We start from the raw sequence: 18,438 nt of genomic DNA, 5'->3' as shown, positions 1-18,438 counted from the left end.
TCTGTGTACTCTGCGGGAAGCCACTTCGTGTCTAGATCTGTGGTTAAATTCATCTTCTTTCCACTCATCCATATAGTTTTAATCCTTTAATTCAATCAATTCCTTTGATGGAAAATTAGCCGCTACAGGTTGAGAAGATTGAGGAGTGATAGAGTAAATCGCATCTGTTGTTGTTTCAAAACAATTAGATAACCCAATCGTTGTTAACAATCCCGAACGTTCTAGTAATTGTTGAACTTGGGGTTGTAAACCTGTGAGAATTAAGCGGCAATTATGGCGTTCCAAATCATGGTAAATATCTTCTAGCGCGACTAATCCAGTCGTATCCATATTGGGCACAAAACGCAACCGCAGAATTAAATACTTCACTTCTGGTTGCTCTCTTAGGAAGGTAACAAACCTTTCCGCAGCACCAAAAAATACGGGGCCATCTACGCGATACACCGCAATTTCTTTGCCTAATTCCAGAGGAATACCAGGGGGAAATACTTCGGTTTCCGGAATTTTCGCCAAGCTTAAATCGCTCATGCGTTTGATAAATAAGGCTCCGGCTGCAATTAATCCCACTTCGACAGCGAGAACCAAGTCAAATAATATTGTTACTAACCAGGTGAGAATCATCACCGCAAAGTCGGAGTAGGTAGCACGTAGCAGTAAGCCAATGGCTTCCCACTCAATCATCCGCAGACTAACAACCATCAAAATCCCAGCCAGTGCCGCTAAGGGGATCTGCCCTGCTAGGGGTGCTAAAGTTAACACAATAATGGCTAAAGCAACGCCATGAATTACCCCAGAAAGTCGGGTTTTACCGCCAGAACGAACATTGACAGCAGTCCGCGCGATCGCACCTGTGGCTGGGATGCCACCAAAAAATGGAATAATAATATTTGCTAAACCTTGACCAATTAATTCGCGATCGCTATTGTGTTTCTCACTCACAGTCATACCATCAGCTACCACTGCTGACAGCAAGGATTCAATACTTCCTAGTGCTGCTAAAGCCAAAGCTGGATTAATCAGTTCCCGAATCAAGCCAAAATCATTCCAGTGGGGAATACCTTGAAGCATCGGTAAAGCTTGGGGAATGGCTCCAATTGTCGGGACATTGAGATGAAAATAAGATGCGATCGCTGTTGCCAACACCAGCCCCATTAAAGAACCTGGTATTGTAGTATTAATCTTGGGCCATAAAATATTGGTTGCAATCACCAGTATTGCCAGTACAACTGCTGCCCAGTTTAAAGCTTCTACGTGAGTGATAGATTGCCAAAGTCCTGGCAGAAAATGTTCTTGACGTGGTAGTTGTAAGCCAAAGAAATTATTTAACTGACCACAAAAAATAATAACGGCAATACCATTAGTAAAACCAGCCGTCACCGGATAGGGAATAAACTTTACTAATTGTCCGAGTTTAGCAACCCCTAAAGCAATCTGGATTATCCCAGCCATTACTCCAGCTATCCAAACTTTCTCTAAGCCGTACTTGGCGACAATTCCCACCAAAATCACAGCCATTGCACCTGTAGGGCCTGTAATCTGTACTGGCGAACCCCCAAAGATTGCCGCGACAATTCCTGCCACAATAGCAGTGTAGAGTCCCGCTTTTGGTTCCACTCCACTAGCCACAGCAAAGGCTAATGCCAAAGGTAATGCTACCACCGCCGCTGTCAATCCTCCCGTCAAATCGCCACGTAGATTACTAAACAAGCGACTGACACCGAAACGCTGTGGTGCTTCCAGGTTAGTAGATATTGCTACCTCGTCATTTTTAACTCTCATACACAAGTTGATGCATAGGTTTTAGATGAGCACAGAATCTTGCACAAATTCTAACAGCGATTCTGACTGCCACATTCTTTGTCCAGCACGGGTGAGATTGTCATAACTGATTTCAGTCAAACAAACCAATTCATCACCAAGCCGATAACCTGGGTTTTTTTCCTCAAAAAATTGGATATGGGGGTTAGTCTGTCTTCCTGTGGGAATTTCAATTAAACCTTCCCGGAGAATTTGCGGTTGCTGGAAGCGAACGATACCAGTTGCTTCTTCGTAAAAATCACCATAATATTCCTGTGCCAGATTTGCCATCAAATTCGCACTATTCGCAGGTGTTACTGCATCATAGCGGGGGTAAAACTCTTGCCAAAAAGTCGGGAGAAAGCGGTAAGTGCGGAAACCAGAGCAAATTAGCAGCCAGTACAATTTATTTTCCGTATAGTATTCGCGCAGAAAATTGACTGCGGCAATCCAAGTACGCGGTAAGGTTGTACTCGACCAAGCACTAGGATCAACAATTGTATCGCCGGAATATACTACAGTAATTCGCTCTCCAAAAAAAGTTGTTTGGGACAACATCAGAGTTGAAAACCCTTTAAGAGTATTGGTTATTTCTTCCCTTAACAACAACACCCAGTTTTTACGCTCTAGATCCGCCTGGAATGCATCCCAGGTTACACCTTTAAAGTGATTATTTAGCAACGCATACATGGCTATGCGATCGCTTGGTTGAAGCTTTTGAACAGGAACCAGCCAACTCTTCATTATTCGGATTTTACCTAAACTTTATTTGGGAGATGTTTTTAATTAACACTTTATCGAGCAATTTGGTGAAGTTACAAAGTAATGTGACAGATCTCAGAATGGTTATTTACACTACTTATTGTGGCTCCCAAGAGATGGAAACAGAGTGCGATCGCTCGTAGGTTTTGTTGAAGTGAAGAAACCTAACAAAGACTAAGCCTAATACTTCATGAATGCGCTCAGATTTCTGGAGAGTTCCTTTGCGTGGCCCTCTTCTCAATTGAGATCGTTGCGATTAGGCGTTGGCAATTGAAGCACTTCAGAAAAACGTGAATACTTAACCACATCGGTAGGAGGATAATCTGCCGAAACTGCAATTAACCCAATTTTGATATCCTCGAAATAAATCACACCCCCAATACGCCGTTCAGCTTGGAAAGGCCCATGAAAAAAATGATACTTTGCAATGTAAATCGAAAAAAAGTCAGTAATTTTTATCGCCCTGCCAAAGATTTGGTGACAAGTCTTGTTGATTACAGTATCTAGATATTCATTATGGGTAGGCTCACCCATATCAGTAAACTCCGGATGATCGGCAAAATTATCCATATAAAATAACCAGATCTGGGACAAGTCTGCAACACTCGTCAGTTTTTGCTTGAGTTCCTGCAATCGATCGATGTTCATAGTGTAGATATTAACAGCGCAACTATTCGAGCAAATTAACGGGATTACGATTACTTATTCATTTTTCTGAAAAACATGGTATTTCTTAAAAAATTCGCAAAATTGTCCAAAATGTTGAGATGAATTCTTCAGCAAAATCTATAAACTTTCAGTATAAAAATCACGTACATTTACGAACCGCAGATAGCGCTACTGTTACGCTTATTTAAGCGATCGCATTTAGATAATCTATCAAGCAAAAGTTTCCCCCCAAAGCCAGTCCACCTATACTAGGGGCGTAAAAGGATGAGGGGAGTTAATCATGAATAATTAACCGCCGATCAAAGCAGATAAACGCTACTTCTACTTCTGATCGGGGGGAGCAGCTTGAGGCAATACAGAACGGTCTTCATCTTGAGTTGTTAGAGGTACGTTTAAATGTTTTCTTGCCATTTCCTCCGCTAGGCTACGGTCTTGCTCATTTTCAAACTGACTCTCATCAAGTAAATGCCGAGTCCGTGCTGCTTCATCTCGACTTGGTGGAGCACCATTTTTCCATCTGTATTTAAAGTCCATAAGTTACACAGCAGTTAGACTGCTATTTATTTCTACGGTCTTAATAGTAGGGATGAAACAAACATTGTGCTTCTACCATAAGTCGAAGCCACATCAATTTAGGTCAATTTTTGTCTTCGTTGACCAAAGCTAGCCGCCCTTCCTGATATGCCTGTCGCAGGGCTATAGCTTCTGCTACAATTTGCTGTGCGCTCAAACCCTCTGTATCCATCATGCGTTGCAATGTTACCCCTGTGCGCTCATCTTCTTCATGAATGGCGGGGATTTGGCAATATCTTCCACCATTCTTTGTCCGCCGCCAAATACTAGGTTTTTCTGGTTTTGCTGCTTTGGGAGCACGATGTTCTTTGACTAAAGAACGCACAGCTTCTTGGGTAATGCTGCTCAGATCTAAAAGAGCATCTATGACTTGCTTGTATTTATTACTGTTATTTGCTAGCTGATATACAGTCAAGGGTTCAATTTGTGCTAAATCTTGAGGCGAAAACTCACCAAATACCGCTGCAATCTTCAGATATCTTTTTTCTTCACCCCTCCAGCCTCGTTCAACAAGTAGCTTTTTGTACTGCTTGAGTGATAGCTGCTGTTTTTGTTCGGCTAACCAAAACGCATGATGTAATATTGTTTTGGTAACATCAGCCAGCGAAAGTAAGGAAAATTTTTCTCCACTAACACTTTTGAAGGCATTGGCTTTTTCTTGGGCGTGTTGCTCAAACTCTGATTTTGTAATGGCTTTAGAGTCAACCTGCGTTGGAATTACACTCTGCACTTGTGCGATCATAATGTTGACCTCCTAAAAAATTCCCAATATGCACAACAAATCCATCGCCTTGGATTCTTCCTAGAAGGCGATCGCACTCAAGTTGGTGGACGTTGGGAAATAAACTTTCTCACTAGAACAATTGTACTATTTTTAGATAAATAAGAATCCCCAAACATACCCAAATTTTCGGGTAAGTTATGAAAGCTTTATACACGAGAGTGTCAACTCACCTATTCAAGAACGTTTCAGCTGATCCTGAATGTCTCAACCCATCCTAGAAAAGATTGGCGATCGCTTAATGAAGGAAGGTTGCATTTGCAGTACCTCAGTTGCAGGGGTTGATGGTCATCTTAACCATGCATGACCCTATTCTCTTTGCCTACTAGATGCGATCGCACTACACAAATTTTTTGGTGCTGACTTATAGAAACTAGAACTCAACACTCTCAAGTACAGTCTATTAGCTTGGTGTTGTCAGCAATTCAATTAAATTATGTGGAAATTCAAAATATTTTTAGCTAAACCATTACATAGCAGCCTAAAAATACTAAATTTAAAATCAATCTGTCAAGTTACATTTTATAACTTGATTTTGGCTATATTGATTAACCTGCCCACATTAGGAGCAGAACGTATTACATTTTCCTTTGCACCTTTTGGAGAATTCTATCTTTCGGCTGATGCATTAGAAGTATTTGCCAAACAAGGAAAAATTGATAGTGAATTTGCATTTTATGCTAAATTTGCTAATCCCCAACAATTAGCGCTGCTACGTTCTTTACTCCAGCAACACTTTCAAATCAGTCCGGTAATGATTTCTCAATTTACCTACTCACCTTTAGGAGAAGAAATAATTCGTCAATTAGGGGAACTGGTAGAAACAGAAGGTAATCAAAATGGATTTTATGCGTTGCGTTCTGCTCTAATTTTAGCTGCTACTAACCCAGAAGGGATGACTGTTCTTGATGTATTGCATCGATTCCCTAGCCAGAGCCTGAAGCTAAATCTAAACAAAGGGCTAACATTAGCTAAAAACTTTTCCAACCGTTTGAAACAACAGAAAGCGGCTGTTTCAGGAATTAAAAAGCAAGCAGCAACAGCCACTGCTGTAACTGTAGGCTTTTCCCAACGACCAGATTTGCGACAGCTTGGGCCGTTGAATTGGCAGAAAATCACGCTCTCCTTAAATGATGCATCTCGCTCCCGGCAATTTGTCAGTGATATTTATTTACCTCAAGCTGCTACTAACAAATTAATTCCCTTAGTAGTGATTTCTCACGGTGCATTTTCTGACCGCACAACCTTTGCATATCTTGCTCAACATCTTGCTTCTTATGGCTTTGCAACGGCTGTGTTGGAACATCCTGGCATTAGTCGCCAAAGATTTCAACAATACTTTGCAGGCTTGGCTCCGCCTCCTGAAACCAGAGAGTCTATTAATCAACCCTTAGATGTGAAGTATTTGCTAGATGAATTAGAACGTCGTCAAAAATCCGACCCAATGCTGAGTCAGCTTGCTTTGCAAAGAGTTGGAGTCATAGGTCAGTCTGCGGGTGGTTATACAGCTTTGGCTTTAGCAGGAGCAACAATTAACTTTGAACAACTGAGCCAAGCTTGCCAAAATAGTCATGAAATCTGGAATTTGCCGCTGTTGGTTCAGTGTAAAACGACGGAGTTATTGCCAGGAACCTACTCTTTACAAGACAAACGTATCAAAGCTGTGATTGCTGTCAATCCTTTAATTAGCAGTCTGTTGGGACAAAGCGGATTGAGTCAAATTCAAGCACCTGTAATGTTAATTGCTGGTGGTAATGATTTTATTGCTCCGGCAGATACAGAGCAAATTCGTCCTTTTACTTGGCTGAAGACTGCGGATAAATATCTGGTGATGATGGAACAAGGAACACACTTATCAACGTTAGGTGATATTAGTAATTACAACTTTGGGACAATATCATCTGCTTTAATTGGGCCTAGCCCAGAAAATGCCCGTATTTATCTGAGTGCTTTGAGTGTTGCTTTCATGCAAACTTATATTGCTAATCAAGCTGAATATCGTCCTTACTTGAGTACAGCTTATGCTAAATTTATCAGTCAGCCTAGTCTCAACCTTGACATTATTCAGTCTTTGGCGATCGCAAAATAGCCTTGATAATTAAATTTGACTTCAGAAACTCCACAAAAACTGATAGCGTCAGACAAAGGAAAGATTATTGTGGATGTGACAGCTTGAAAACGCGATCTAATTATTGGCAACTGCTACCTTATATCCGACCCCAGTGGCAAACCATCGCTAAGGGATTTATTGGCATTTTAGGATATGTGCTGGCTACATTAACGCTAATTAATCTCGCAGGTAAATTGGCAGTTCCCTTTGGAGACGGTAATGTAGTAGCGATCGCGCAAATAGCTGGAATCTGCGCTGTAGTATTTCTTGTCCGCGGCTTTTTTCAGTCTGTACAAGATATATATATGGCGCAAGCTGCTTTAAGAGTAGCTTTTAATCTCCGCAAGCAAGTCTATGCACACTTACAAAAACTTAATCTCAGCTATTTTGAAACAGCAAAAGCAGGTGATTTATCTTACCGTTTGACTGAGGATATTGACAGGGTTGGAGAAGTAGTCAATAAAATATTTCACGATTTTATTCCTTGTGTTTTGCAGCTGCTAGCAATTCCTATCTACATGATTTGCCTGAATTGGCAGCTGACGCTAGCAACGGTGATTGTTGCGCCGCTAATGGGGATTTTAATTGGCTGGTTTGGCGAACGGTTACAGAAGTATTCTCGTCGCAGTCAAAATCGTGTCTCAACTTTATCTGCCATACTTACAGAAGTTTTTAGTGGGATTCGTTTAGTACAAGCTTTTGCTGCGGAAAACTACGAAATTGCTAGGTTTAGCCGGGAAGCAGAACGCAGTCTCAAAGCCAAATACTCAGCAGAACGACTCAAAGCGATTCAAATCCCTATCGTGGGATTCTTAGAAGCTGTGAGTGCTTTATCACTATTAATGGTGGGAGGGTGGCAAATTTCTCAACGCAACTTAACGGTGGGGGAGTTTTTCAGCTACCTGACGGCGGCGGCGTTATTAATTGACCCGATTGGACACACTACTAATAACTACAACGAATTTAAGCAAGGCGAAGCATCCGTTGACCGAGTTTTTGAATTATTGGCAATTCAACCGACGGTATTAGAAAAGCCAAATGCCATAGTTCTTCCCCCTGTACAAGGTAAGGTGGAGTATGACCATGTTGCTTTTGCCTACAAACCTGGTGAACCTGTATTAAAAGATATCAGTTTGTTAGCATTACCAGGAGAAGCGATCGCTCTTGTCGGTGCTTCTGGTGCTGGTAAAACCACATTTGTGAATCTCCTTCCCCGCTTTTACGACCCTGTATCTGGTCAAATCCTAATTGATGGTGTGGATATTCGAGATGTCACACTTCATAGCCTGCGGCGACAAATTGGCATTGTTCCCCAAGAAACCATCATGTTTTCTGGAACAATTGCCCAAAATATCGCTTTTGGACAAGACTCCTTTGAAATGTCAGCAGTGGAAGATGCGGCAAAAATTGCTAACGCCCATCAGTTTATTAGCCAGCTACCTGAGGGTTATAATACTTGGGTAGGCGAGCGTGGGGTAAATTTATCAGGGGGACAAAGGCAAAGAATTGCGATCGCTCGTGCTGTTCTCCTTAACCCACAAATATTGATTTTGGATGAGGCGACATCGGCTTTAGATTCCGAGTCAGAAGCACTAGTACAGGAAGCCTTGGAAAGACTGATGCAAGGTCGCACAGTACTAATTATTGCTCACCGTTTAAGTACAGTAAGAAGATGCGATCGCATTTTAGTTCTAGAACAGGGACAAATTGTGGAATCAGGAACCCATGAAGAACTTTTAGCGCTTCAAGGACGTTATGCAAGGTTTTATGCTCAACAGTTTAGTTAGTCATTTGGCAGTTGGCGACAGGGTATAAGTGCCGTGATTGGGATATCTTTCGATTTGTGTTGTGGCCAAAGCGATCGCGGCTATTGCTTTGGCTCATCGGCTGCTTTCAACCCCTGCTCAAATGTTTAAATGTTTCAGCACTATGGTCTGCTAAAACCCAAGCTAAAATTCCTTGACGGAAGTGGTTTGCTGCTGTCCATAACCAAATTGTGTTTTGTCTAGAGTAGTGGCTACTCTTACGAGAACGCTTTCAGCGAACCCGCATGGTAGCAATCGCAAGGGTTTTGAGTAATTTACATTCTGTTACATAGTTGGATTTATTCGTGCCTGCCTACTTACTTAAAAACTATTTTTTAAGATAGGACTTACGCAAAAGTCACGGAATTCCGTCATTACGAGCGTTCGACGAAGTCGTTCCCGTTCGGCAAAGCCGTTCTCGAAGAGTAGGGTAGCGGCGTAATCGCCTGAAATTCTAGGATTGCTTCCCTACACGGAGCCTGTTGCGAGCGGAGCGTGGCAATCTCGGTCGCAATGACAAATTTTGCTTGCGTAAGTCCTGTAAGAGATTTTCTTATTGAGTCTGTTGAATATAAATATACGTTTCTAAATATGTTGAACGAGGAGTATTGCCAGCAGACTTGATTTTGCAATTGCTTATATGATACTGTGCCTTCATTGCAAAATACTGTTAATCGATAGATTTACCGTAGTTATTCACAGTTTGCAAGGAATGGGAATCAACCCTTATGCCAAAAGATTGGTTTGAATGGCACGATCTCTATAATACGGAACCAAAATTACAACAGCGCCTAGAAATCGTGCGGGAATACATAACCTACAGCTTGGATGCATCTCCAGCAGGAAGAATCCGTGTAGTTAGTGTTTGCGCTGGTGATGGAAGAGATTTACTCGGAACCTTAGCAAATCACCCCCGCTCCCAAGATGTATATGCAAGACTTGTTGAGCTAAACCCCAATTTAGTTGAACGTGGAAAAGCAACTATAGAATCATTGGGTTTAGCAAAGCAAATAGAATTTATCAATGGAGATGCAACTATCTCCGCCAACTATGTTGGTGCAGTACCCGCAGATATTGTGATTGTCTGTGGTGTGTTTGGTAATCTGGCTGATGAATCTGAACTCAAACGCTTGCTAGATAACTTGAGTTTTGTGAGTAAGCAAGGTGCTTTTGTTATCTGGACTCGCGGACACTCTAACGGTATTCCCTACTCGGAGACTGTGCGGAAAGTGCTGCAAGCATCTCAATTTGAGGAAGTGAAGTTTAAACTCACCGCTACTGGAGACATGGGTGTAGGTATTAACCGTTACCTTGGTGAAAATTTATCTGCACCGAAAGAGCAACAGTTATTCGTATTTTCTGGTATTCCCAATAAAGCCAGGTAATACAATTTGAAATTCAAGATTTGGGATTTTGAACTTTGAGTTTCTCTCATCCCAAATCTATTGAGGATCTAAAAATACTTGTCCCTCCGAAGTTCTGATGCCTGCGGCAACCCCTTCGGTGTACGGAGGAAGCCTCGCAAGAGACTTCTCTCCTTGTCCCTAATCTTATAGAACTGCTCCACTTAAATTTTTCAGTTTCATCCGGCATACTTTTTTCAAATAGGTGTCAAAAATGTCTATTCAAGACGCTGTAACTAATTGGGAACAACTGCTAGAAATCGCTCGGCAAAATACTTCAGCGCGCAGAGTACGCAGACCAGGACAATCTCCATCTACTGCACCTATACCTAGTAGTCTGCATAAACTTCCCCCAGACACTAAACCATCAATTTTGTTATATCGAGATACTAATTCTTGGTGTCCTTTTTGTGAGAGAGTTTGGTTTGCTCTAGAAGAAAAGGAAATTCCCTTTGAAACTGAGTTTATCGATTTGAGCAACAAGCCTAAATGGTACACTGATTTAGTTCCGACTACCCTTGTACCTGCTGCAAAAATTGAGGGTCAGTTGGTGTATGAATCTAAAGATATTCTCTTAGCTTTAGAAGAACGATTTCCTACACCAGCCTTACTTCCAGAAAACCCGGAAGAAAACGCTGTTGCAAGACAATGGGTAGAAGAATCAGAAACTAACGGCTTTAGAGATATTGCTTATAAATTCCTCCGAGAAAAAGTTACAGATGCTAATGAATTAGCTAATTTACAAACAGAGTTTGAAGTGAAATTAGATGAGCTAGAGCAAAGTTTAGGTAAATATCCTGGCCCCTATTTCTTAAGCAGTTTTAGCCTGGTAGATATCCTATACAGTCCTCATCTTGATAGGTTAGCGGCTAATTTACCTGTTTATCGGCGCTATCACATCAAAGGTAATCCCCGCTATCCACGAATCAATGCTTGGTTTGAAGCTCTAAATCAACGCCCAGCTTATCATCGGGTGAAATCGGATAATATCACCAACAATTTACTTCTGCGCCGCAGATGGGGTGTAGAACCAATTGGGAATCCTTTACCCCTCGATTCAGCAGAAAGCGAAGCCATCCAGTTTCGTGCAGAAGCGGCGGAGAGATTGAGTGATAATCGAGAAAATGCGATCGCAGATATTTTAAAAAACTCTGGTGTACAAGCTTTAGCTGTAGATGGTGACGTTTCCACAGTTCAAGAAGTGGTTGATTTACACCTGAGATTACTAGCTGACTACTTAATCAATGGTAACGGCGCACCTCTACCAGGTGGACGCACAGGTGGTAAGGATAGTATCGATTCCAAGATAGCTGCAATTGGCGCGATTACACTTGCCTATGTGAGAAATCGCATCTGTGCGCCACGAGATATGAGTGCTGGTGCTGCAACTGCATTCCGCGCCGCCGCCGATCAAGTTTTGGCATCTCTCTATTAATGTTTATTGGTGACAGGTTGATAGCCAGTCACCTTTCCAACTGCAAATATGAAAACCCGTCGTTATATTTTAGTTGCGATCGCCACTTGTTTATTAACCTGGCTTCTAACCCTAGCTGGCTGTAGTTCCCATACTTCACAAAGGAACGTTTCTGAGGTTGCACAAACCTCTGATGCTTCACAGATAAAGGTGATTAATATCGGTCATCAAAGCGGTACACCTGGACTGAATTTGCTGAAAGCACAGGGATTGTTGGAAAAACGGCTTGCGCCAGAAGGTATCCAAGTTAAATGGATATCCTTCCAAGGAGGGCCACCCATGATGGAAGCAATGGCAGCTGGTAGTGTTGATATCGGCAACGTGGGCAATTTACCACCTGTATTTGCTCAAGCTGGTGGTAATCCTATTGTCTATGTGGCGGCGACGGGTTCAAATGCAGGCGCTCAGGCTATTATCGTCCCTAAAGATTCTCCTATTAAAACCCTTGCGGATTTAAAAGGGAAAAAATTAGCGATTCAAAAAGGAACCGCACTACAATACTTTGTTCTCAAAGCCTTAGAAAGTGCCAAACTAACGCTGAATGATATTCAACCTATTTACTTAAAAATTCCCGATAGCACCACAGCTTTTGAAGGTGGTAATGTAGATGCCTTGCCTATTGGCGATCCCTATCTCGCCTCCAAAGAGTTAAATGATAGTATACATGTGTTAGTTAGAGGTTCTGATGTCGCACCTCAACGCGCCTTTTATATCGCTACACAAAATTTTGCCAAAGATCATCCCAATTTAGTCAAAATCGTTTTAGAAGAACAGAGTAAAGTAGAAGATTGGGCCAAGGCTAATCCTGGTGAAGTTGCCAAACTACTCGCAGAACAAACCAAATATAAGCCAGAGGTTTTGGAATTTTCATTAAAGCGCCGTCCGTACTTTGGTGTTTTCGAGATGAAGGATGAATATATCGCTGAACAACAGCAAGTAGTTGATTTGTTCTACAGTCAAAAGCTAATTCCTAAAACCTTTCAAGTCAAAGATGCTATTTGGAAACCTTAGTTAGCTGATGATAGGTTAGCCCTTGATCAAACAGAATTTTGGCAATATTCACAAACGTTTACCCATACTAATAACATCATCTATTTTGAATCCTAGATGGTCGTAGAACTGAATAACATCTATATTTGAATTACGTACCTGGATGTTTATTTTTGGACAATTTAGAGATTTGAGTTTCATAGTTGCTTGCTCAACCATATACTTACCAATACCTTGTCGTTGATACTCTGGTGCTACAGCTAAATAGTTGAACCAACCACGATGTCCTTCATACCCTACCATGATAGTAGCAACAACTTTAGCTGCAATCAAACCAACAAGAAATAATTCTGATTGTACTTGTAATTTGAGACGAATATCTTGTTTTGGGTCATTCCAAGGCATTACTAAATTGCAACGATACCACAAATTAATTACTTGTTCTTCATCTTGCTCTTGATAGGGTCGCAGCAATAAATTTATGTTTTGCATATTATAGTAAAAAAAAATTCTATGAAACTATATTACATCACCTTGAATAATACAGATGAAGCCCGCCAAATCGGTCGTGCTTTGTTAGAAGAGAAACTTGCTGTTTGCGTCAATTGGTTTCCGATTACCTGCGCTTATATATGGCAAGGAGAAATTACAGAAGAGCCAGAAGTAGTGCTTATTATCAAAACTCAAGCAGGTTATCATCATGAGATTGAAAAATTAATTAGCCAGCACATTAATTACACTAACTTCATTGCCGAAATATCACCTACTAATATTAATGAAAAATTTTTAGCCTGGTTGAATGCTGAAGTTCCCATACGTTATTCAGATTAAAAAATGGGGCGTTGCTGACAGATACATCTGCACCAGCAGCAACATTGGCGATTAAGCCGCCAAATACTGCACCAATTAGGGAAACGCCTACGGTATTACCGCAGGTACGTGATAAAGATAGCAATCCCGAAGCAATCCCCAGGCGATCGCGATCGCTCGTAACTCGCATCAACAGGTTCTTCTTCAGTATCTAGAGGGCCAAAGTTACCACCAACAGGTGCCCAAATACCATAACGTGGTTTTGACATGGTGAACTCTAAACTAAGTGGGGACAGGTCATCCAGGATGCTGAATCCAGAACTGCCGGAAATCACTGCGTTGGATTATTTTATAATACGGTAAATCTATCGATTTAGTGTATTATAATTACAGAAGCGATCGCTTGCACTTAATATCAACACCCAAGAAGTAAACAAGTGCGAATACCGCCCAGGTAAAACGCTGGAGAATTTATTAAATGAGCAACAAGCATATTGAAGTCAAACCAGTAGCCGGTTTCATCGGTGCGGAAATCGACAGTGTAGACCTTTCCCGTCCTCTATCCGATGAAGCAGTAGCCGAAATTCGCCAAGCACTGTTGAAGTGGAAAGTCATCTTCTTTCGCAATCAGAACATTGACCATGCGGCACAGATTGCATTCACATCTCGTTTTGGCGAAGTGACCTATGCACATCCCCACGAGGATGAACCAATTGAAGGCTTTGCAGAAATATTACCAATTGACCGCAGCCGCTACGAACGAAAAAATGGTCTGCGTCGTGCTAGCTACGAGAACCGTTGGCACACCGATGTTACAGCAGTTGTTAACCCACCTGCGGGATCTATTTTGCGCGCAGTTAACGTCCCCAGCTTTGGTGGTGATACACAGTGGACTAATTTAGTTGCAGCTTACGAGGGTCTATCAGCACCTCTGCGGGCGCTAGCAGACACATTAAAAGCAGAACATCGCTTCAATGCGCGTTTACGCTTATCTAGCAACAGTAAGCTTGCACAGCGCATCGCCGCCAATCCCCAGGTTTCTATTCACCCAGTTGTGCGGGTGCATCCAGAGACAGGCGAACGTGCATTGTTTGTGAACCCTGGCTTCACCTCGCATATTCTCGACGTATCGCCACAAGAAAGTGACTTACTGCTGGAGTTATTCTTCAATCAAATCACCAAGCCAGCCTACATTACTCGCTTCCGCTGGAATAACGGTGATATTGCCTTCTGGGACAACCGTGCCACCGCACATTTAGCCCCTCAGGATCTAGATCATATAGAAGTTGAGCGCGTACTTTATCGCACCACCATTACTGGTGATATTCCTGTCGGCCCTGATGGCTTTAGATCGCAAGTAGTAGAAGGTGAGCCTTTAACTAGCGAATTACCAACCGTATTGAAGAAGAAAGCCGAACACCGAGAAGCTGAACCCGTGCTTTCGTAACTTATATAGTACGGCTTATGTGAGTTGGAGTCTGGAAAGGCGTAAATACGTCAACATAGCTAAACATCTTGGCTAAACCACAGCTTGAAACCCTTGCTACCGCTTGGGTATTTTTAATTCACATAAGGCGTATAGTTTTAAACTGGGCTGCTATTTTGCAACCCAGTTTAGCAGCTTAGGAGGCACAGGCAATGGATAAAGTCGAGCTAATACCATTTCACTTTAAAAATGATACATATCGGCTAGCAGAGGGAGCAGAGGAAACAGAGGAGCAGAGGAAGTAATTTGTATCAATAATTTCGTGAATTGGTATAACAGGACGGCGATAGCCTTTAAGAGATTAAAGATAACCCGCATTCCGTTTCAGCGATTTTTTATACCCTACTGAGATAAGCGTCTCTAAACCAAGGTGGAAAAGCTTTTTGTAGTCTGCTTGACTCATAAAATCTATCATGACTTCTCGATTTCATGTTATTCAATAGCACGATTCGACTCATTGCTCAAAGCATAGCTATTGGACAATAAATCAATTTGTATTACAATTGTAATATGGATAATGTTACTGCTCAGGCAGTAACTGTTTGTTGCTTCAATAATCAAGGAAGTCATTATGGTTCCCCGAGAACGCATCCGGAATATTGGTATTTCTGCTCACATCGACTCTGGTAAAACTACGCTATCAGAGCGAATTCTCTTCTACACAGGCAGAATCCATGCAATTGAGGAAGTACGGGGAGGCGGCAAGGGTGCAACGATGGACTTTATGCCAGAGGAAAAATTACATGGTATAACCATCACTTCCGCTGCTACCACCTGTCAGTGGCATGATACACAAATTAACTTAATTGATACACCAGGACACGTAGATTTTACGATTGAAGTTGAGCGTGCTCTACGGGTATTGGATGGAGCCGTAATGGTGCTGTGTGCCGTGGCGGGTGTACAGTCCCAGTCGATCACGGTGGATCGCCAGATGAAGCGATATCGCGTACCGCGTTTAGCATTCATCAACAAAATGGATCGTGTAGGAGCCAATCCGTTTCGCGTCGTGCAAGCAATGCGCGATCGCTTGCAGTTGAATACCTTGTTACTCCAATACCCTATCGGTAGCGAAGACCAATTTCAGGGGGTGATTGACCTCATAGAAATGGAAGCTTGCTACTTTGAGGGTGAAAACGGAGAATATATGGTGAAAAAATTAATTCCTGACGCACTTGTGGAGGAAGCACAACAAGCACGAGACAAAATGCTTGATGCTTTGTCGTTGTTCTCAGAAAGAATGACCGAACTGCTACTAGCAAATGAGGAAGTTCCAAGAGAATTGATTTGGCAAACCATCCGTCAAGCTACCTTGAGCCTGCAACTAACACCAGTATTGCTAGGTTCGGCATTCAAAAACAAAGGAGTGCAGAACTTGTTAGATGCGATCGCTCTTTACCTTCCATCGCCTATAGATAGGGAAATTGTCAAAACTGTAGAGTTTGTTAGCCTTTACCCCAATCCTGAAGATCCCTTAGTGGCTTTGGCATTCAAACTCACTGTGGAATCCTTTGGGCAGTTAACCTACACTCGAATTTATTCGGGGACATTAAAACAAGGTGATACTGTCTACAATTCCCGTACCGGACAACGAGTGCAAATTGGTCGGTTGGTGCGAATTCACGCCAATAAGCGAGAAGAGGTAAAAGTTGCCGAGGCTGGGGATATTGTGGCGCTGTTGGGTGTAGATTGTGCTTCTGGGGATACATTTTGTAGTGGGGAACCATTGGTATCTTTGGAAAAAATGTTTGTACCAGACCCAGTAATTACACTGGCTGTGACACCTAAAAAACAAGAAGATAGCGATCGCCTTTCCAAAGCCCTTAACCGCTTTCAAAAAGAAGATCCAACCTTCAAATTGAGCATTGACCAAGAATCAGGGGCAACTTTGATTTCTGGTATGGGTGAACTTCATCTAGAAATCTACTTGGAGCGCATTCAACGGGAATATAACACCGAGGTATACGTTGGTACACCAGCAGTGGCATATCGAGAAACGATTGGGCAAAAAGCGCACTTCGATTACCGACTTAAAAAACAAACCGGAGGATCGGGTCAATATGCCCATGTTAGTGGGTGGATTGAACCTACAGACGAACCATTTGTCTTTGAAAGTAAGGTAGTTGGGGGTGCAATTCCCAAAGAGTATATTCCTGCTTGCGAAAAAGGTTTCCGCGAAGCGATGCAATCAGGCCCTTTGGAAGGTTATCCCGTTACTGGGGTAAAAGTCGTTCTCGAAGGGGGTTCCTATCACCCAATTGACTCTTCAGAATTGGCATTCCGTGCAGCAGCTCATCAAGCACTCTCAAGTGCGATCGCTAAAGCCAATGCCTACATCCTCGAACCAATTATGCTGGTAGAGGTGGAAACACCCAACGAGTATCTGGGTAGAGTGCAAGGTGATATCTCCTCCCGTCGGGGTTTGCTATTGGGTTCCCAAACCATGCAAGCATACTCAGTGATTCGGGCGGAAGTACCCCTAACACGCATGTTTGGCTATTCTACAGACTTGCGATCGCAAACTGCGGGGATGGCAACTTTCACAATGGAATTTGCCTGTTACAGACAAGCTAGTAGCCAATAGTTGAAAATCACAAGAGGGTAGATCGTTGGATCTATCCTCTTGTTAAATACTGAACGCATCATACGGTTTTGCTTTAAAGTTGATACACATGAGCAAGCTTTTGAAGCTCTTGAAACTGAGGGAGAGAAAAAAGGCTTATTTGAACAGTATTGCCTTCAAAAGACTAGAATGTACACACAAGTACTTTGGTTAACAAAACAAGTACTTTCAGTAGACATAAAATTTCTGCGTTCGTCGAAGACCTTGCCGAAGGCATCGCTTTATCATTGCTGAAACCACTACTTTTGTCTTCGAGTTCAAAAGTTTGTGGTTGATTGACTTTTTTGGTTGATTACTTTGTCATGGGGTCACAGATTCGATTGCAAAATTAATGCTATTTTATTTTTGCACAAACTCCTTATCCCAATCGCGATACAAGCTATGACACTCAATTTATATTTATTGCGACACGGAGAAACTACGTTTAGTCAAAGTGGTAATTTCTGCGGTGGAACTGATGCGGAGTTGACCTCGGAAGGGATGCAAATGGCAGAGAGTTTTGCCAATGTTTATCAAAAATTGAAGTGGGAAGCAGTTTATGTTAGCCCAATGAAGCGCACAATTGCAACTGCCAAGCCATTTTGTGATGCTATCGGTATGGATATGCAGTTGCGTGATGGGCTTAGAGAAGGTAGTTACGGCGAATGGGAAACTAAGAGTAAATCGTTTGTCCAAGAGAATTACCCAGACAACTATGTAAAATGGTTGACAGAACCCGCTTGGAATGCACCAATAGGTGGAGAAACTGCGGTAGATATTGCTAACCGTTCTATGCCTGTAATTGCTGAAATTCAAGAAAAATATCCCCAAGGTAATGTCTTAGTAGTTTCCCATAAAGCCACGATTCGGATTATGCTTTGCAGTTTACTGGGAATTGATTTGGGACGCTATCGTTACCGGGTGAATATTTTGGTCGCGTCGGTAAGTATGGTTAAATTTGATGTTAATGGTCCTTTGTTAGAAATATTAGGCGATCGCCATCATATACCCGATCGTATTCGCTCTCGTCCGGGAACATAATAGTCCCTACTAGTAGTTTGTCAAGAAACTATTGACATGATATCTGCGGAAGTTTTCAATTGGTGCAATTCACCTAGTCATAACACCGATCGCATTATCCTCAATCCCCAGTTCAACACTCAAGATATTTCTGCT

General features: G+C 42.2%; 16 protein-coding genes and 1 pseudogene. 9 read left to right on the top strand and 8 right to left on the bottom strand.

Annotated elements, in window-relative coordinates; genetic code table 11:
* Window positions 1-78: 78 nt before the first annotated feature.
* From BV375_RS08795 to BV375_RS08775, 5 genes are all read right to left on the bottom strand, one after another.
* Entirely contained in the window at window positions 79-1,779 is a 1,701-nt protein-coding gene (locus BV375_RS08795) for a SulP family inorganic anion transporter (RefSeq protein WP_243713882.1), read from the bottom strand.
* Between the two features lie 21 nt (window positions 1,780-1,800).
* Window positions 1,801-2,541 (bottom strand): hypothetical protein, encoded by a 741-nt coding sequence (locus tag BV375_RS08790; protein ID WP_086759478.1) that lies wholly within the window; start codon window positions 2,539-2,541, stop codon window positions 1,801-1,803.
* Between the two features lie 255 nt (window positions 2,542-2,796).
* A complete protein-coding gene (locus BV375_RS08785) occupies window positions 2,797-3,207 on the bottom strand; it encodes a hypothetical protein (protein WP_086759476.1) in 411 nt (136 codons plus the stop codon).
* Window positions 3,208-3,549: 342 nt separating this feature from the next.
* Entirely contained in the window at window positions 3,550-3,762 is a 213-nt protein-coding gene (locus BV375_RS08780) for a bromodomain-containing protein (RefSeq protein ID WP_086759474.1), read from the bottom strand.
* A 103-nt stretch (window positions 3,763-3,865) separates the two neighbouring features.
* Complete coding sequence (locus tag BV375_RS08775; protein ID WP_086759472.1) at window positions 3,866-4,543, bottom strand: hypothetical protein; 678 nt, start codon at window positions 4,541-4,543, stop codon at window positions 3,866-3,868.
* A gap of 574 nt (window positions 4,544-5,117) precedes the next feature.
* Here BV375_RS08775 and BV375_RS08770 point away from each other — a divergent pair.
* Entirely contained in the window at window positions 5,118-6,671 is a 1,554-nt protein-coding gene (locus BV375_RS08770) for an alpha/beta hydrolase (RefSeq protein WP_243713881.1), read from the top strand.
* Between the two features lie 83 nt (window positions 6,672-6,754).
* Entirely contained in the window at window positions 6,755-8,479 is a 1,725-nt protein-coding gene (locus BV375_RS08765) for an ABC transporter ATP-binding protein (RefSeq protein WP_086759469.1), read from the top strand.
* A 139-nt stretch (window positions 8,480-8,618) separates the two neighbouring features.
* On the opposite strand, the pseudogene BV375_RS35870 reads toward BV375_RS08765, so the two are convergent.
* Window positions 8,619-8,702 (bottom strand): annotated as a pseudogene (locus BV375_RS35870) (IS1 family transposase); the annotation flags it as partial.
* A 523-nt stretch (window positions 8,703-9,225) separates the two neighbouring features.
* Here BV375_RS35870 and BV375_RS08760 point away from each other — a divergent pair.
* The 3 genes from BV375_RS08760 to BV375_RS08750 all read left to right on the top strand — a co-directional run bounded on the left by BV375_RS08760 (window position 9,226) and on the right by BV375_RS08750 (window position 12,385).
* Window positions 9,226-9,882: a class I SAM-dependent methyltransferase family protein gene (locus tag BV375_RS08760; protein ID WP_086759467.1), complete on the top strand. Its 657-nt coding sequence runs from the start codon at window positions 9,226-9,228 to the stop codon at window positions 9,880-9,882.
* A gap of 232 nt (window positions 9,883-10,114) precedes the next feature.
* Window positions 10,115-11,335, top strand: coding sequence for a glutathione S-transferase family protein (locus tag BV375_RS08755; protein WP_086759465.1), 1,221 nt, complete (start codon window positions 10,115-10,117; stop codon window positions 11,333-11,335).
* Window positions 11,336-11,383: 48 nt separating this feature from the next.
* On the top strand, window positions 11,384-12,385 hold the full coding sequence (locus BV375_RS08750; protein WP_086759463.1) for an aliphatic sulfonate ABC transporter substrate-binding protein: 1,002 nt from the start codon (window positions 11,384-11,386) through the stop codon (window positions 12,383-12,385).
* A 48-nt stretch (window positions 12,386-12,433) separates the two neighbouring features.
* Here the strand turns inward: BV375_RS08750 and BV375_RS08745 are convergent, their stop codons facing one another.
* The gene (locus tag BV375_RS08745; RefSeq protein WP_086759460.1) at window positions 12,434-12,856 is read right to left on the bottom strand and encodes a GNAT family acetyltransferase; all 423 of its coding nucleotides are present in this window, start codon (window positions 12,854-12,856) and stop codon (window positions 12,434-12,436) included.
* Window positions 12,857-12,877: 21 nt separating this feature from the next.
* Between BV375_RS08745 and cutA the strand changes: the two genes are divergently transcribed.
* Window positions 12,878-13,195, top strand: coding sequence for a divalent-cation tolerance protein CutA (cutA, locus tag BV375_RS08740; RefSeq protein WP_086759458.1), 318 nt, complete (start codon window positions 12,878-12,880; stop codon window positions 13,193-13,195).
* Between the two features lie 95 nt (window positions 13,196-13,290).
* Here the strand turns inward: cutA and BV375_RS35860 are convergent, their stop codons facing one another.
* Window positions 13,291-13,443 (bottom strand): hypothetical protein, encoded by a 153-nt coding sequence (locus BV375_RS35860; RefSeq protein WP_208099089.1) that lies wholly within the window; start codon window positions 13,441-13,443, stop codon window positions 13,291-13,293.
* A gap of 209 nt (window positions 13,444-13,652) precedes the next feature.
* Here BV375_RS35860 and BV375_RS08730 point away from each other — a divergent pair, with 209 nt between their 5' ends.
* From BV375_RS08730 to BV375_RS08720, 3 genes are all read left to right on the top strand, one after another.
* The gene (locus BV375_RS08730; protein ID WP_086759455.1) at window positions 13,653-14,621 is read left to right on the top strand and encodes a TauD/TfdA family dioxygenase; all 969 of its coding nucleotides are present in this window, start codon (window positions 13,653-13,655) and stop codon (window positions 14,619-14,621) included.
* A gap of 610 nt (window positions 14,622-15,231) precedes the next feature.
* The gene (gene fusA, locus BV375_RS08725; protein ID WP_086759453.1) at window positions 15,232-17,244 is read left to right on the top strand and encodes an elongation factor G; all 2,013 of its coding nucleotides are present in this window, start codon (window positions 15,232-15,234) and stop codon (window positions 17,242-17,244) included.
* Between the two features lie 420 nt (window positions 17,245-17,664).
* Window positions 17,665-18,303, top strand: a complete 639-nt coding sequence (locus BV375_RS08720; protein WP_086759451.1) for a histidine phosphatase family protein — start codon at window positions 17,665-17,667, stop codon at window positions 18,301-18,303.
* Window positions 18,304-18,438: the final 135 nt, after the last annotated feature.

Origin of the sequence: Nostoc sp. 106C, assembly GCF_002154725.1 — a bacterium.
GTDB lineage: Bacteria > Cyanobacteriota > Cyanobacteriia > Cyanobacteriales > Nostocaceae > Aulosira.
This window is presented reverse-complemented; position numbering and strand designations above follow the sequence as displayed.